The sequence below is a fragment of the Neopusillimonas aromaticivorans genome (assembly GCF_030344915.1).
GTDB lineage: Bacteria > Pseudomonadota > Gammaproteobacteria > Burkholderiales > Burkholderiaceae_B > Neopusillimonas > Neopusillimonas aromaticivorans.
This window is the reverse complement of sequence record NZ_CP128233.1, coordinates 597,931-614,178: the sequence shown is the minus strand read 5'-3', so window position 1 is coordinate 614,178 and position 16,248 is coordinate 597,931. Positions and strand designations below refer to the sequence as shown.

The window sequence follows — 16,248 nt, the reverse complement described above, 5'->3', positions numbered from 1 at the left end:
GGTAGTTAACGAGGGGGGCATCATGCTGCTTGAGCTGGCACGATGGCTGTCTGATTCGCATTTCCGGGCCTTCGGGGTCTTTGAGTACATCACGTTGCGGGCTGTTCTGGCGTGCGCCACGGCGTTGTTGATCGGTCTTGTCGCTGGCCCTGCCGTTATTCGCAAGCTGACGGCCATGAAAATTGGCCAGGCGGTGCGCAGCTATGGTCCGCAAACGCATCTGGTGAAAACCGGCACCCCCACCATGGGGGGCGCTGATTCTTATTTCCATTGCAGTCAGCACGTTGCTATGGGCCGACTGGACCAACCGGTTTGTATGGGTGGTGTTGCTGGTGACATTCGGCTTTGGCTGGATCGGCTGGGCCGATGATTACAAGAAAGTCGTGCATCGTGACCCCGAGGGCATGTCTTCGCGCACGAAATTTTTCTGGCAAGCCCTGATCGGGATTGTAGCGGCGGTCTACCTTGCATTTGCTGTGTCAGCCCCTGCCAATGCCGAACTTTGGCCATTGTTTCAGGATTGGGTCCTGAGTGGGTTCAGTATGTCGTTGCCTACGCGCGCCGATCTGATCGTACCGTTTTTCAAGAGCGTCAGCTATCCGTTGGGTGTTTTCGGTTTCGTTGCCTTGAGCTGGTTTGTGATTGTGGGCTCCAGCAACGCAGTCAATCTGACCGATGGTCTGGATGGTCTGGCAATCATGCCGACGGTCATGGTGGGTAGTGCGTTGGGTATTTTTGCTTACGTCGTCGGGCGTGTTGATTATTCGAAATATCTGCTGTTTCCCTATATTCCGGGTGCCTCCGAACTGATGGTTTTGTGCGCGGCCATTGCCGGTGCCGGTCTGGCGTTTTTGTGGTTCAACACGTACCCGGCCCAGGTGTTCATGGGCGATGTCGGCGCGCTGGCTCTGGGTGGTGCACTGGGGACCATCGCCGTCATTGTGCGACAGGAAATCGTGCTGTTCATCATGGGGGGCGTATTTGTGGTCGAGACCTTGTCGGTCATGATGCAGGTTACGTGGTTCAAGTACACCAAGAGGCGTTATGGCGAGGGGCGGCGAATATTCCGGATGGCGCCGCTGCACCACCATTTCGAGGTGGGTGGTTGGAAAGAAACCCAGGTTGTTGTGCGATTCTGGATCATCAGCATGATGCTGGTGCTGATCGGCCTGGCCACCCTGAAATTGCGTTGATGACACGATGACTACATTCGTATTCCCCTCAATGATGACTGATCGCCTGATTCTGATCATGGGTCTGGGTGAAACCGGTATGGCGGCAGCACGCTGGTGTGCTCGCCAGGGGCCTCCTTGCGGATAGTCGATACGCGCAGCCATCCTGCGGGTCTTGACGCCCTGAAAGCCGATCTTGCGGGTGCACGGGTTGAGTATCGTCTGGGTGAGACCCAGCCAGGCGCAGGCTTACTCGAGGGCGTCGGGCAAGTGGTGCTCAGTCCGGGGTTATGTCCGCGTGACGAGCCTGTCAAACAGTTTCTGTCGTTGGCCTCCGCTGCTGAAATCGAAGTCATCGGAGAAATTGAGTTGTTTGCCCGTGCCTTGGCCGACATGGCGACACAGGGCTATGTGCCCCGTGTGCTGGCCATTACGGGTACCAACGGCAAAACCACGGTGACGGCGATGACCCGTCATCTGCTGGATCGTTGCGGGATGACCGCAGTCGCGGCCGGAAATATCAGTCCGGCAGCGTTGTCGGCCTTGATGGCCGCTCTGGATGCCGGTCAATTGCCCCAGGCCTGGGTGCTAGAGTTATCCAGTTTTCAGCTTGAAAGCACCTTCTCGCTGGTTGCCGACGCGGCCGTCGTGCTGAACATCAGCCAGGATCATCTTGATTGGCATGGCAGCATGGCCAGCTATGTCGCCGCCAAAGCGCGTCTGCTTCGCATGGCAAAAGTAGCCGTGGTCAATCGTGATGATGCCGATGTGGTGTCGATGGTTGCTTCGCTGGATGATACCGGCGTGCGCAGTTTCGGGCGTGGCGCCCCCGAGTTGACGGCTGATCTGGGGTTGTCTGCCGAGCATGGGGTGAATTGGCTGTGTGTCAGTGAACCGGTCGATTTCGACTTGCCGGTTTCTGCGCCAAGGCGTAAGGCGGCCGCTGTCCCCGTTCGGGGGACTGGGCGCCTGAATCGTCTGATGCCTGTCGATGCTCTCCGGATACGGGGCATGCATAACGCGCTGAATGCATTGGCCGCACTGGCGCTGGCGCGGGTGCTTGACCTGGGTTGGGCTGATTTGTTGCATGGTTTGCGTGACTATGGGGGTGAGCCCAACCGCACAGAGTTTGTGCGTAACGTGGCCGGGGTCGATTTCATCAATGACAGCAAGGGCACCAATGTCGGTGCCACCGTGGCGGCGCTGGAAGGTTTGGGTCAGATGGTTGTCCTGATTGTCGGAGGCCTGGGCAAGGGGCAAGATTTTTCGGTGCTCGCGCCGGTAGTGCGTACGTACGCCAGCGGGGTTGTCCTGATCGGACAGGATGGGCCGGTGATCGGACAGGCGCTGGCATCGACCGGCGTACGCATTGAACCGGCCGGCAACATGGAGGAGGCGGTTCGCAAGGCGATGGCCATGGCCGCTCCGGGACAGGCGGTGTTGTTGTCGCCGGCATGTGCCAGTATGGATATGTTCCGTAATTACGCGCACCGTGCCCAAGCGTTCATCGAGGCGGTGAATGATCTGGCGCTTGATTTCGGGGAAGTCGCATGAGTCTGATTTCCGGATTGACCGCCAGCATCAATAGTGTTCGCCCGGGGCGGACCAGCATGCCCGCGTTTGACGTCAGCGTATTGGCCGTTACGCTGGCCATGCTGATGTTCGGGTTGCTGATGGTCTATTCGGCGTCGATCGCTCTGGCTGACGGGCCACGCTACGCCAGCTACGGCCGCTACTATTTTGTGGTGCGTCATGGTGTGTTTATTGCCGTCGGGCTACTGGTCGCCTTTGCAGCGTTCAGCGTACCGATGAAAGTCTGGGAAAAACTGGCAATCCCTTTGTTTGTCGTGTGCCTGTTGCTGTTGCTGGTGGTGCTGGTTCCCGGTATTGGCCGTGAGGTTAATGGGGCGCGCCGCTGGTTACCCCTTGGGCCGGTTAATTTTCAGCCGTCTGAACTGATGAAGGTGGCCATTTGCCTGTTCGCTGCGTCGTATACCGTGCGCAAGCAGAATTACATGCGGAATTTCTGGCGTGGTTTCATTCCGATGGCGGCGGCCTTGGGTGTCGTGGGCATGTTGTTGCTGCTCGAGCCCGATCTCGGGGCGTTCATCGTCATTGTTGCGATTGCTGTGGGGCTTTTGTTTCTGGGCGGGCTTGATGGGCGCCTGTTCTCGACCTTGCTGGGTATTCTAGTCTCGCTGTTTGTGTCGCTGATCTGGCTGTCGCCATGGCGCCGTGAGCGTATCTTCGCGTATCTGGACCCTGGAATCCTGACAACATGTACGGAAGCGCCTATCAATTGTCGCACTCCCTGATTGCACTGGGGCGAGGCGAATGGTTTGGTGTGGGTCTGGGTTCCAGCATTGAAAAGTTGCATTATCTGCCCGAGGCGCATACCGATTTCATCGTAGCCGTCATTGGCGAGGAGCTTGGCTTTGTTGGTGTCCTTGGCCTGATTTGTGCATTTGCTTTTCTGATCTGGCGTGCGTTTGATATCGGCCGTCAAGCCATCGCCATGGAGCGTGTCTTCAATGGTCTGGTGGCCCAGGGCGTTGGCTTGTGGTTGGGCATTCAGTCTTTCATCAATATTGGTGTCTGTGTTGGGCTGTTGCCAACCAAAGGGCTGACCTTGCCGCTGGTCAGTTACGGGGGTCAGGTATCGTCATGAATGTGGTCGCCGTCGCTTTGCTCTTGCGTATTGACTATGAGAATCGCAACCTGATGCGAGGTAAACGGACATGACACAGACGCTGCTGATCATGGCTGGAGGTACCGGTGGGCACATTATGCCGGGGCTGGCTGTCGCCAAAGAAATGCAGTCGCGTGGCTGGAAGGTGGTGTGGCTGGGCCATCCCGAACGCATGGAAGGTCGGCTGGTACCGGCACACGGCTTGCCGCTTGAGCCGTTACGGTTTGCCGGCCTGCGTGGTAAAGGGATAGCCGCCCTGCTGGCGTTGCCATTCCGTCTGCTCCAGGCCTGCTGGCAAGCCCGTAAAGCGCTGGTCAGGGTTCGGCCTGATGTTGTCCTGGGCATGGGGGTATGTCGCGTTCCCGGGCGGGTTGATGGCTTTTCTGGGTGGTGTGCCGTTGGTCGTGCACGAGCAAAACGCAGTAGCAGGCACCGCGAACCGCTGGTTGGCCAGGTTGGCCAGTAAGGTTCTGGTGGGTTTCCCGGGGGCCTTGCCTGGCGCCTTGATGGTCGGCAATCCGGTGCGTCCTGAACTGTTGGGGCTCGAGGCTGCTGCAACGCGGTATGGCCGTCGTCAGGGGCCGCTGCGTTTGTTGGTCATCGGCGGTAGCCTGGGCGCCCAGGCGCTGAATACGGCTGTCCCTCAGGCGCTGGCCTTGCTGCCCGCCAATGAGCGTCCGTATGTGGTGCATCAGGCGGGTGAGCAGCACATCGAGTCCGTGCGTCAGGCCTACCGTAAGGCCGGCGTTACGGCCGATTGCCATGCATTCATTGCTGATATGGCGGGTGCCTTGGGGGATGCCGATGTGCTGGTGTGTCGTGCTGGTGCCATGACGGTAGCTGAAGTGGCCGCGGTCGGTGTGGCGGCATTGTTTGTGCCGTTGCCGCATGCCATTGACGATCACCAGACCGCGAATGCCCGTTACCTGAGCGCGTGCCAGGGGGCTGGTTGCAGAAACAAGACGAATTTACGCCACAATGGCTTGCGGGCTGGCTGAAGGCGCGTTCACGCGCCGAGCTGGCCGATGTGGCCCGTCATGCGCATGAGCATGCGTGCCTGAACGCCGCCCAGGCGATTGCCGACGCGTGCGAACAAGCGACCAGGAGAGGCGCATGAAACACAGAATTCAAAGTATTCATTTTGTTGGTATTGGCGGCTCGGGCATGAGCGGCATTGCCGAGGTTTTGCTGAACCTGGGGTACGCGATCAGCGGCTCCGATTTGCAGGCGTCGGCAGTGACCCGGCGGCTGGAGCAATTGGGGGCCAAAGTGTCCATCGGACACGATGCTGACAATATCAGGGGTGTCGGGGCGCTCGTGACGTCCACTGCGGTGTCGGCCGATAACCCCGAGGTTCTCGCAGCACGTGCTGCGCATATTCCAGTTGTGCCACGTGCCCTGATGCTGGCCGAGCTGATGCGTCTGAAGCGAGGCATTGCTGTAGCTGGCACGCATGGCAAGACCACCACGACCAGTCTTGTGGCCAGTGTGCTGGCCGCCGGTGATCTGGACCCTACCTTTGTGATTGGCGGGCGTTTGACCTCGGCAGGCGCGAATGCGCGTTTGGGGCAAGGGGACTACATCGTGGTCGAAGCCGATGAGTCGGATGCGTCATTTCTGAATTTGCTTCCGGTCATGGGCATCATCACCAATATCGATGTGGATCACATGGACACGTATGGGCATGATGTGGCGCGGCTGAAAAGCGCGTTCATCGAGTTCACCCATCGCTTGCCGTTTTATGGCAGTGCAATCGTGTGTGGTGACGATGCCTATGTGCGCGAGATCATTCCCTTCATTTCGCGTCCGGTAACGACATACGGGTTTGGTGAAGATGTCCTGGTTCGTGCGGTGAACGTGAAGCCTAAGGGCACCATGATGTCATTTGACGTTGAGCGCCGGTCTTCAGAAGGGGCATTGCCGCCACTGCCGGTTTGCCTGAATTTGCCGGGTCGCCACAATGTGCTGAATGCGCTGGCGGCCATCGCGGTCGCTACCGAGCTTGGGGTTGATGACGCCGCCATCGCCAGTGCACTGGCTGAGTTCAACGGGGTTGGGCGCCGGTTCACCCAGGTCGGAGATTTTCCGGTTCCTGCCTCACGTGGTGGCGGAACATTCACCCTGATTGATGACTACGGCCATCATCCGGTTGAAATGTCGGCCACCCTGGCTGCCGCACGGGGCGCCTGGCCAGATCGCCGGATTGTGCTTGCGTTTCAGCCACATCGTTATACACGCACGCGCGACTGTTTCGAAGATTTTGTCAAAGTACTCAGTTCGGCCGACGCCGTTTTGCTGACGGAAGTTTATTCTGCAGGAGAGGCACCCCTTGTTGCTGCTGACGGTCGGTCATTGACCCGGGCCGTGCGGGTTGCAGGCAAGGTTGAACCGTTGTTTGTGGAAAATGTCGGTGACTTGCCCCAGGCTATCCTGGATTTCGTGCAAGACCGGGATGTTGTGATCGTAATGGGTGCGGGGTCGATCAGCAAAGTCCCCGCGCGTGTAGGAGAGTTGGCATGACCAAGGCGTACGGGCGCGTCGGTATTCTTTATGGCGGTACATCGGCCGAGCGCGATGTATCGCTGATGTCTGGGCAGGGCGTCCATGATGCGTTGCGCAGTGCGGGTGTTGATGCCCACTTGTTCGATACCGGACGCCAGGATATCCAGGACTTGGTCAGCGCCGGTTTTGATCGCGTGTTCATTGCGTTGCATGGCCGCTTCGGAGAAGACGGGACGGTTCAGGGTTTGCTCGAATTATTGGGCATTCCCTACACGGGCAGTGGCGTCATGGCCTCCAGCCTGGCCATGGACAAGGTCATGACCAAGAACGTCTGGCTCCAGGCCGGATTGCCCACACCGGCATTCGCCGTTGTCACCAACGAGGCCGACCTTGTTGATGCGGCCCGGGCCGTTGGTTACCCCTTGATGGTCAAACCCCGCACGAAGGCTCGACGCTGGGCATTTCCAGGGTGAATTCCCTGATGAGTTGCTGGCCGCCTATCGTTTGGCCGCACGCTACGATGACACGGTGTTGCTTGAGGCTTTTATCAGTGGACGTGAGCTAACCGTGCCGGTGTTGGGCAAGGGGCGTGACGTTCGCGCATTGCCTGCCATCGAGATCATTGCGCCAGGTGGCAACTACGATTACGAGCACAAGTACATTTCCAACGATACACAGTATGTGTGTCCGGCAGCCGTCGACAAGGCGCAAACCGTCAGGCTTGTCGAATTGGCCGAACGCGCTTATGTCGCACTGGGCTGCGAGGGGTGGGGGCGAGCCGACTTCATGCTGGATGGCGCGGGCCAGCCCTGGCTGCTCGAGATGAACACATCGCCGGGCATGACCAGTCATTCGCTGGTTCCAATGGGGGCGAAGGCCGCCGGCATGAGCTATGCCGAGCTGTGCCTTGCGATTCTTGATACGGCTCGTTGCAAGGTTGCGCAGCCGTCAATAACCGGATCTGACGGAGCCTGATGCCGTGAACGACGCGCGCCTGGTCAACTTCCTTGCTAACACGCTGGCCCTGCTGGCGGTACTGGCTATGGTTGCAGGCGTTGTGGTCTGGGTTGCCCAGCGACCCTATTTCTCCATTGCACAGGTTCAGATCAAGCCCATGGGTGAAGAGACGCTTGATTATGTGTCTGCAGCCACCGTACAAGCCACGATTGCGGGGCGTCTGGTGGGCAATTTCTTCAGTATCAATCTGAATGACGCCCGGCGTGTGCTTGAGTCTGTTCCCTGGGTGCGCAATGTCAGCGTGCGCCGCGTTTGGCCCGATACGTTACTGGTTGAGTTTGAAGAGCAGCAGCCTCTGGCCTTGTGGAATGAAGATGAAATGATCAATACCTGGGGCGAGGCCTTCAGGGCCAATCAGGGGAGCTTCCGGATGACGTGCGGTTACCTGCCTTTTTCGGGCCTGATGCTGCTGAACGCCTGGTGGTGCAGCGTTACGCTGAACTGGCACGCTGGTTTGCGCCGCTGGGGCTGACCGTCAGCGAAATTCACCTCAGCCCGCGTTATGCCTGGTCGGTCAGGTTGTCGGATGGGCTGATGCTGAACCTGGGACGTGACCCGGCGGCCGATGTGGCCGACCCCCATGGTCGTGCAGGTGCGGTTCCGTTTGCCCGTCGTATCGAACGTTTTGTACAGGCCTGGCCGGTGCTGGCCAGCCAGGTTAACCGGCCTGTGGTCAGTGCCGATTTACGTTATCCGGACGGGTTTGCGGTAACGCTTGGGCCCGTTTCCAACTCTTCTTCTAAATGAATAACTATGACGCGTGACATCAAAGATCTGATTGTTGCACTGGATATCGGAACCAGCAAAGTGGTTGCCGTTGTCGCTGAAATCTTGCCCGGCGGCCGCTTTGAGGTCATAGGTCTTGGCCAGCACGAGTCTCAGGGCATGCGCAAGGGGTTGTCGTCAACATTGAGGCGACGGTCAACTCGATCCAGCGTGCCCTGGAAGAGGCTGAGTTAATGGCCGACTGCAAGATTCGTGAAGTGTATACGGGTATTGCAGGCAGCCACATCAGCAGCTTCAATTCCAGTGGCATGGTTGCCGTCAAAGATAAAGAGGTGACGCCTGCCGATGTGGCGAGGGTCATTGAAACGGCCAAGGCGGTGAACATACCTACCGACCAGCAGGTGCTGCATGTCCTGACGCAGGAATTCATTGTCGATAACCAGGATGACATCCGTGAGCCCATTGGCATGAGCGGGTTGCGCCTTGAGGTCCGGGTGCATATCGTGACCGGAGCCGTCAGTGCCGCCCAGAATATCGTCAAGTGCGTGCGCCGTTGTGGCCTTGAGGTGCAAGACCTGATTTTGCAGCCGCTGGCTTCAAGCATGGCCTGTCTGACGTCGGATGAGAAAGAGCTGGGTGTTGTTTTGGTCGATATTGGTGGTGGAACAACCGATGTGGCCATTTACACCGGTGGAGCCATTCGTCATACTGCCGTGGTTCCGATTGCGGGTGATCAGATTACCAGCGATATCGCCGCCATGTTGCGCACGCCAACGCCAGACGCTGAAGAAATCAAGTTGCGTTTCGGGATTGCCAAGCAGGTGCTGGCCAACCCCGAAGAACACATCGAAGTGCCCGGATTGGGTGACCGGCCGAATCGTCAGGTCAAACGGCAGGCGCTGGGGGCGGTGATCGAACCACGTGTCGAAGAGCTGTTCACGTTTGTTCAGCAGATTGTGCGTGAGTCGGGCTATGAAGATTTGTTGGCTTCAGGCGTTGTACTGACAGGTGGCTCTGCCTTGCTGCCAGGCATTGTCGAACTGGCCGAAGACGTATTCCTGAAGCCTGTGCGTGTTGCCGTGCCGGCTTACGAGGGCAGTTTGGCCGACGTTATGCGCAACCCAAGGTTTTCCACCGTTATGGGCTTGCTGACTGAGGCCCGCGTGCAACGTGTTCGAGGCAAGAAAGTGGCGCAACAGAAAGGTAGTGTCAAGAGTGTGCTGGCGCGCATGAAAGAGTGGTTTATGAATTAGGGTGCGAAAGCGCCCGGATGGGCAGGCGTTGCAAGCTTGTCCATGGAAGGCGTTTCAAATCAGGTGCGAGCAGTGTCTGGCATCTCCTTTGAAGCGATTTCTGAATATTGGCAGTATCTGGGGAATTTTGAATACCAATTTTTGAACATCAGAGGGAGTCAACGTGATGAATTTCGAAATGCTCGATAACAACAATAGCGGTACCGTCATCAAGGTTGTCGGAGTAGGGGGCCGGCGGCAATGCAGTGGCACACATGATCCGTTCCGGTATCCATGGTGTTGATTTTATTTGCTGCAACACCGATGCACAGGCACTGGCTGCAACTGAAGCGCCGGTGCAGATCCGCCTTGGCCGTACGGGTCTGGGCGCAGGTGCCAAGCCAGAGCAGGGGCGTGCGGCGGCTGAAACAGCACGTGAAGAAATCCGTGCAGCGCTGAATGGCGCCCACATGGTTTTCATTACCGCAGGCATGGGCGGCGGCACAGGCACTGGCGCAGGTCCAGTGGTTGCGGAAGTGGCCAAAGAACTGGGTATCCTGACCGTTGGTGTTGTAACCAAGCCTTTTTCATTCGAAGGCACCAAGCGCTTGCGCATGGCCGAAGAGGGCATTACTGAACTGTCCCGTCATGTTCATTCCCTGATCGTCGTACTGAATGAAAACCTGTACGACCTGATGGATGATGACGCCACCCAGGAAGACTGCTTCAAGGCGGCAGATGACGTGTTGCATAACGCGTGTGCAGGCATTGCCGAGATCATCAATGTCGAAGGCAATGTCAACGTTGACTTCGAAGACGTCAAGACCATTATGGGTGAGCAAGGTCAAGCCATGATGGGTACGGCGATCGCGACTGGCGCTGACCGTGCCCGCGTTGCGGCCGAGCAGGCCATCGCGTGCCCGCTGCTTGAAGGCGTTGATTTGCACGGTGCCCGCGGCATGTTGGTCAATATCACCGCCAGTCGTTCACTCAAGATGCGTGAAACTCGCGAGATCATGGAAACCATCCGTGGTTTTGCGGCTGAAGATGCCACAGTCATCTACGGTACTGCCTACGACGAAGCGATGGGTGAAAATCTGCGCGTGACGGTTGTGGCAACCGGTCTGGGTCGTGCCAACGCCCGTCCGCAGCTGGTGCAGACCCAGCAGGAAGCCCGCCGCACCGGTACCGATGATGTCCCGTTTGCCGGTGGTCATGATTTTACCGAGGCAGCTGAAGTACCGTCGGTGATTCGTAATCCTCGCAGCCAGGCTTCGGCCCAGGTTCGTGCGCTTGAAACAGCGGGTATGGATCATTTCGATATTCCAGCCTTCCTGCGCAAGCAAGCCGACTGATCTCTGCCAGGGGCGTGTGTTGACAGCGTCCCTTTGACTCTCTCGGGTGTCCGGCAGACACCCAATTTGCCCATGCACCGGTCTGTTGTTTCCCCAGAACAGATCGGTGTTTGCGCATGCACTTTCCGGTTTCATTTGATTGTGATAGCCGACAGGGCGTGAATCTGCATTGTTTAACGGTTACAATGCAAAGTTAGTCGTCAAACTATAACGACGCTGCTTTTCAAGCGTTATTTATCATCATGTTACGTCAGCGTACCCTTCAAAAATCTGTCAGCACGACCGGCGTTGGTCTGCATTCGGGCCGTCGTGTCACCTTGACACTGCGTCCGGCCGAGCCCAATACCGGCATTGTGTTCCACCGGGTCGACCTGCCCGAAGTTGTCGATCTGCCGGCCCAGGCCAGCTTGGTGGGCGGAACACGCATGGCGTCGGTTTTGCAAAAAGACAAGGCCAGGGTGTCCACCGTCGAGCACCTGATGTCGGCACTGGCCGGTTTGGGCATCGATAACCTGCATGTCGATCTTGACGCCGAAGAAGTGCCCATCATGGATGGCAGCGCGGGTACGTTTGTGTATCTGCTGCGTTCTGCGGGCCTCCAGGAGCAACCCGCTGCAAAGAAATTCTTGCGTGTTCTCAAACCCATCGAGGTCCGTGAGGGTGAGGGTAATGATCTGAAATGGGCGCGTCTTGAGCCCTACGATGGTTTTGCTTTGTCATTTTCCATTGATTTTCGTCATCCCGCCATTGATGCCACGGCAAATTTTGCTGAAATTGACTTCGCGAATGATTCTTACGTCAAATCCATTGCGCGGGCGCGCACGTTTGGTTTTGTAAACGAGCTGGAGGCGTTGCTCGCTGCTGGCCTGGCGCGGGGTGGCAGCCTCGACAATGCCATCGTCATGGACGAATACCGCGTCCTGAATTCCGATGGCCTGCGGTACGAAGATGAGTTCGTCAAACATAAAATTCTCGATGCCATTGGCGATTTGTATCTTATCGGCAAGCCACTGGTGGCACGCTACGTGGCCTGCAAATCGGGTCATGGTCTCAATAACCAGCTGGCACGTGCCTTGCTGGCCGACGAGTCTGCCTGGGAAATCGTGACTTATGATTCGGCTGCGACGGCACCCAAGGCGTTCGTGCACGAATGGAAACTTGCTTGACCGACTTCGGTTAAACTGATTTGCAAATAAAAAACCACCTGCATCGGGTGGTTTTTTGGACGGTTGGTTAGCCGTTTTTATTTGTGCCGCGCTATCAGACGGGCCAGGGCGTCTGCCAGTGGGCCAGGTGGCGTATTTTCTCGCAAGTTTTCAAAGGCGGCGATGGCGGATGCATCCAGCGGATTGATGTCTTTGGGTCTTGGCGGTGGTGTGCTGTTTGTAGCCAGGCTGGCTTGAACCTTGATACTGATTTCGTTAAGGTTCCATCCGGCGTGAGCCAATAATTGAACGATTCTGGGCGCAAGTTGTCGAAGTTTCGAGGCGTGCGCGGCGCTGGGTACTGCCAGCGTCAGCAGTCCGTCTTCCACGCGTGCAACACGGCAGCTGCCCGCCAGGGCTGGCGGCAGGGCTTTCTGTGCGGCGCGCTCAAGTTGCAGCAGCCGCTGTGCGGTTGCCAGCACGTTGCCCCCTGTTGGTCATTATTTAGCCACTCGATAACCGTGTGGCCGGTATTGCGCCCCGAAAACGGGCCGGCGCGACGTGATGCATCAGACATAGGCAGTAACAAGCAAGGAATTTAACAGTGAAAGACAGTCGTCAGACGGCAGAGGCTTCTGCCAGTCATTCTAGCCCTAACGGGCGCCGACGTTGGGTCGTCGTGCCTGCCGTTGTAGCCTTGGTCTTTGGTTCGGCGGGTGCCGGAGCCTGGTTGCAAGCTTATTTTTCCAAACCTGACACCCTGATGACCGTTGATGCGGCATCGTTGACGTATGACCGGGCGGTGCAAGACTCGGGGTTGTTGCGCGCCAACTTGCATCAGCTCTCGGCCAAAATGGGGGAATTGCAGGCCCGTGTCATTGAAATGGATACCGTCAGCAAGCGTGTAGCCCAGGCAGCCGGTGTGGCTACTGCCACCGATGAGGGGGCGGGCACGGATGATATCGGGCTGGTGCTTGATGAGCCTGCCGGCTTTGCATTGCCGTATGATTCGGCAGAAACACTTGGCCGTGAACTTGATCTGCTTGAGCAACGATTGGCCATGCAGCGCAATAATTTTGCCATGCTGGATCTCGTCATGACGCAGCGGGCCGGCCAGGAAGCGAGTCTGCCTACCTATGCACCGGTTAACGTGCCGTATCTAAGCTCATCGTTCGGCTGGCGTCGTCACCCAATCTCCGGGCGGCGTTCAATGCACGAAGGGCTTGATTTTTCTGCACCGCAGGGTACTCCGATTCATGCGGCGTCCGGTGGGGTGGTTGCGGTAGCCAGTTATCAGTCGGGTTACGGGAAAACTATCGAAATCGAGCATGGCAATGGCTTGATGACGCGTTATGCGCATGCATCAACTATTGAAGTCAAGGTAGGTGATTTGGTCGAGAAAGGCCAGCTTATCGGGCATGTTGGCTCGACAGGGCGTTCGACTGGCCCGCATTTGCACTTTGAAGTGCGTATGGCGGGTCACCCGTTGGACCCTCGCCTGTTTCTCGATAAGCCCGACGCTGCAAAAACCCTTGTTGCGCGGGCGCAAAATGATGATCAGACCAGTCGGGCACAGGTGCGTTAAACTGTATTGTTTTCTTGCGGCGCTGCCGCCAACTTATACGAAGAACTATGGTTTCTCTGCTTAAAAAGCTTTTAGGTACCCGCAACGACCGGATCCTTAAACAGTATCGCAAGCTGGTCGCCCAAATCAATGCGCTTGAGCCCTCGCTGGCCGCCTTGTCCGATGAGCAGCTTCAGGCGAAAACCGCCCAGTTCAAAGCGCAGTTGGCTGAAGGGAAAACACTCGACAATCTGTTGCCCGAGGCCTTTGCGGTCGTTCGCGAGGCCAGCAAGCGTGTGTTTGGCATGCGCCACTTTGATGTCCAGATGCTCGGGGCTATTGCGCTGCATAATGGCAAAATTGCCGAAATGCGTACCGGCGAGGGTAAAACCCTTATGGCGACGCTGGCGGTGTACCTGAATGCGGTAGCAGGTAAGGGCGTTCATGTGGTCACCGTCAATGATTACCTGGCACGCCGGGACGCAGGCTGGATGGGTCGGCTGTACAATTTTCTGGGTTTGTCGGTAGGGGTGGTCGTGCCCCAGCAAGACAACGCAGAAAAAATCGCGGCTTACGCGGCTGATATTACATACGGCACCAACAACGAGTTTGGTTTCGATTACCTGCGCGACAACATGGAATATCGCGCCGAAGACCGCCGCCAGCGCGGTCTTAATTTTGCGATTGTCGACGAAGTTGACTCGATCCTCATTGATGAAGCCCGTACTCCCTGATTATTTCCGGGCAGGCCGAAGATCACACGGATCTTTATATCCGCATGAATGCGGTGCCGCCCATGCTGACACGCATGGCCTCCGAGCCCCGTCCGCACGAGCCCGAGCCCGAAGGCGATTTCTGGGTGGATGAAAAAGGCCAACAGGTGCACTTGTCCGAGTCGGGCATGGAGCACGCCGAAGAAATCCTGTCACGTATCGGGTTGTTGCCTGAAGGCGAATCGCTTTACGATCCGCGTCACATTACGCTCATTCACCACCTCATGGTGGCGCTGCGCGCCCATAATCTGTTCTTCAAGGATCAGCATTATGTGGTTGCCAACGACGAAGTCACCATTGTCGACGAGTTCACCGGTCGCCTGATGGCCGGGCGTCGCTGGTCCGATGGCCTGCATCAGGCAGTCGAAGCCAAAGAGGGCGTCAAGATCCAGAATGAAAACCAGACGCTGGCCTCGATTACCTTCCAGAATTATTTCCGCATGTACGAGAAGCTGTCCGGCATGACCGGTACGGCCGATACCGAAGCGTATGAATTCCAGGAAATCTATGGTCTTGAAACAGTTCTCATCCCGACCAACCGGCCGATGGCTCGTATCGACCAGAATGACCAGATCTTTAAAACCGACGCTGAAAAATACAACGCGATTCTGGCCGATATCAAAGATTGCCACGAACGCGGTCAGCCTGTTCTGGTGGGCACCACCAGTATTGAAAACTCCGAGCGTCTTTCTGCCGCGTTGGGCAAGGCGGGGTTTCCGCACGAGGTGCTGAACGCCAAGCAGCATGCCCGTGAGGCCGAAATCGTTGCCGAAGCCGGCAAGCCGGGTCGCATCACTATTGCTACCAATATGGCGGGGCGCGGTACCGATATCGTGCTGGGTGGAAGCGTTGAGAAACAGGTTGATCTGGTCCGTGCCGATGACACTCTTTCCGATGCTGAAAAGCAGGCACGTATCCAGCAGATCAAGGCCGAATGGCAGCCGTTGAATGAGCAGGTCAAGGCGGCTGGCGGTTTGCGTATCATCGGCACCGAGCGCCACGAGTCTCGCCGTATCGACAATCAGTTGCGTGGTCGCGCTGGTCGTCAGGGTGATCCCGGGTCATCGCGTTTCTATCTGTCGCTCGAAGATTCGCTGATGCGAATATTTGCAGGCGACCGGGTGCGTGCCATTATGGATCGTCTGCGTTTGCCGGAAGGCGAGCCCATTGAGGCGCGCATGGTATCGCGCTCGATTGAGTCGGCTCAGCGCAAGGTTGAGGCCCGCAACTTCGATATCCGCAAGCAGTTGCTCCAGTTCGACGATGTCTCCAACGATCAGCGCAAGGTGCTTTACACCCAGCGCAATGAAGTTCTGGATGCGGCCGATGTGGGCGATACCGTTGCCAATTTGCTTCAGGCAACACTCACCGAAGTGTTCCGCAGCCATGTGCCGGAAGAATCGGTTGAAGAGCAATGGGATGTGGCCGGTTTACAGGCAACACTTGAGTCTGACTGGGCTATTCACATGCCTTTGGCCGATATGCTCGAGCAAGAGCCTAATCTCACAGATGATGACCTGCTTGAGCGTGTCCTTTCTGAGGGTCGTTTGGTGTACCAGACCAAGGTAGATTTGGTGGGCCGTGATAACTGGGCGCCGTTTGAGCGTTCCGTGCTGCTGCAGTCCATTGATACCAACTGGCGCAGCCACTTGTCGGCATTGGATCATCTGCGTCAGGGCATTCACCTGCGCGGTTATGCCCAGAAAGATCCCAAGCAAGAATACAAGCGTGAGGCCTTTGAGCTGTTCTCGAACATGCTTGATCGCGTTCGAACCGAAGTGGTGCGGGTTTTGTTGACAGTCCGTATCCAGACGCCCGAGCAGGTTGAAGTGCCCGAACCCGATCCGGCTTCGGGCATTGGCGGGGTTACTTACCATCATGCCGATTATGACGCAGCACTTAGTGGTGAGGATCCCGGGCTGCCTGAAGAGGCTATTCCGGCCGGTGATGTGCCGCGGGTCGGGCGTAATGATCCGTGTCCTTGCGGGTCCGGGAAGAAGTACAAGCACTGCCACGGCAAGCTGGCCTGATTTTGTGGGGCTTGGCCCCGCTTCGTGCAGCCTCAGGTGGCCT

4 protein-coding genes and 9 pseudogenes are annotated in these 16,248 nt (G+C 57.4%); 12 read left to right on the top strand and 1 reads right to left on the bottom strand.

Features of this window, described 5'->3' with window-relative positions; all coding sequences use genetic code 11:
* Window positions 1-22 precede the first annotated feature (22 nt).
* The 10 genes and pseudogenes from mraY (at window position 23) to lpxC (ending at window position 11,859) form a co-directional block, all read left to right on the top strand.
* Window positions 23-1,193 (top strand): annotated as a pseudogene (gene mraY / locus N7E01_RS03185) (phospho-N-acetylmuramoyl-pentapeptide-transferase).
* A 7-nt stretch (window positions 1,194-1,200) separates the two neighbouring features.
* A pseudogene (gene murD / locus N7E01_RS03180) lies at window positions 1,201-2,726 on the top strand (UDP-N-acetylmuramoyl-L-alanine--D-glutamate ligase).
* Window positions 2,723-3,914: pseudogene (ftsW, locus tag N7E01_RS03175) on the top strand (putative lipid II flippase FtsW). Before murD ends, ftsW begins: the two co-directional pseudogenes overlap by 4 nt.
* A pseudogene (murG, locus tag N7E01_RS03170) lies at window positions 3,911-4,978 on the top strand (undecaprenyldiphospho-muramoylpentapeptide beta-N-acetylglucosaminyltransferase). Before ftsW ends, murG begins: the two co-directional pseudogenes overlap by 4 nt.
* The gene (gene murC, locus N7E01_RS03165; RefSeq protein ID WP_289174603.1) at window positions 4,975-6,381 is read left to right on the top strand and encodes a UDP-N-acetylmuramate--L-alanine ligase; all 1,407 of its coding nucleotides are present in this window, start codon (window positions 4,975-4,977) and stop codon (window positions 6,379-6,381) included. Before murG ends, murC begins: the two are co-directional and overlap by 4 nt.
* A pseudogene (locus tag N7E01_RS03160) lies at window positions 6,378-7,338 on the top strand (D-alanine--D-alanine ligase). The gene murC and the pseudogene N7E01_RS03160 overlap by 4 nt, the downstream one beginning before the upstream one ends.
* A gap of 4 nt (window positions 7,339-7,342) precedes the next feature.
* Window positions 7,343-8,127, top strand: a pseudogene (locus N7E01_RS03155) (cell division protein FtsQ/DivIB).
* A gap of 6 nt (window positions 8,128-8,133) precedes the next feature.
* Window positions 8,134-9,359, top strand: a pseudogene (gene ftsA, locus N7E01_RS03150) (cell division protein FtsA).
* A 163-nt stretch (window positions 9,360-9,522) separates the two neighbouring features.
* Window positions 9,523-10,693 (top strand): annotated as a pseudogene (gene ftsZ, locus N7E01_RS03145) (cell division protein FtsZ).
* 242 nt (window positions 10,694-10,935) lie between these two features.
* Window positions 10,936-11,859 (top strand): UDP-3-O-acyl-N-acetylglucosamine deacetylase, encoded by a 924-nt coding sequence (lpxC, locus tag N7E01_RS03140; RefSeq protein WP_289174602.1) that lies wholly within the window; start codon window positions 10,936-10,938, stop codon window positions 11,857-11,859.
* Between the two features lie 77 nt (window positions 11,860-11,936).
* Here the strand turns inward: lpxC and N7E01_RS03135 are convergent, their stop codons facing one another.
* A complete protein-coding gene (locus N7E01_RS03135) occupies window positions 11,937-12,320 on the bottom strand; it encodes a DciA family protein (protein WP_350494923.1) in 384 nt (127 codons plus the stop codon).
* A gap of 197 nt (window positions 12,321-12,517) precedes the next feature.
* Here N7E01_RS03135 and N7E01_RS03130 point away from each other — a divergent pair, with 197 nt between their 5' ends.
* The gene (locus N7E01_RS03130; protein WP_289174601.1) at window positions 12,518-13,423 is read left to right on the top strand and encodes a M23 family metallopeptidase; all 906 of its coding nucleotides are present in this window, start codon (window positions 12,518-12,520) and stop codon (window positions 13,421-13,423) included.
* Window positions 13,424-13,470: 47 nt separating this feature from the next.
* Window positions 13,471-16,205, top strand: a pseudogene (gene secA, locus N7E01_RS03125) (preprotein translocase subunit SecA).
* Window positions 16,206-16,248: the final 43 nt, after the last annotated feature.